The 340-nt window shown below is 51.2% G+C and carries 1 pseudogene; it reads left to right on the plus strand.

The features are described 5' to 3' along the window. Window positions 1-301 (plus strand): annotated as a pseudogene (locus tag BRO54_RS19020) (nucleoporin-interacting protein); the annotation flags it as partial. Between the last annotated feature and the right edge of the window lie 39 nt (window positions 302-340).

The raw sequence follows: 340 nt of genomic DNA on the forward strand, positions 1-340 counted from the left end.
GCAGCCGTTTGTGGTATATACGTGGGAAGAGACGCGCGTGTTTGACTATTTACACGCGCCGTTTCCGCATAAAGACGTGCTCCATTTTTCCTTCTTTTTGCAAGACAAAGAAAACTACCGCCATGCTACAATTTATATGACCGACCATGTCGTTGATGGATTTCGCGCCCAAGGGGTCGATGTTTCTAGCCATGTGCGCAAAGTGAAAACGTATCGTTCCAGTTTGCTTGCCGATCCGGTGTATGGGACGATTACGCTGTACGAATGGGTCGATGGAGCAGGGTGGGGTGATGGCCAGTGAACGACCGGCTGAAAGAAAAGCTGGCCGTGCTGCCGGAAC

The sequence above is a fragment of the Geobacillus proteiniphilus genome (assembly GCF_001908025.1).
GTDB lineage: Bacteria > Bacillota > Bacilli > Bacillales > Anoxybacillaceae > Geobacillus > Geobacillus proteiniphilus.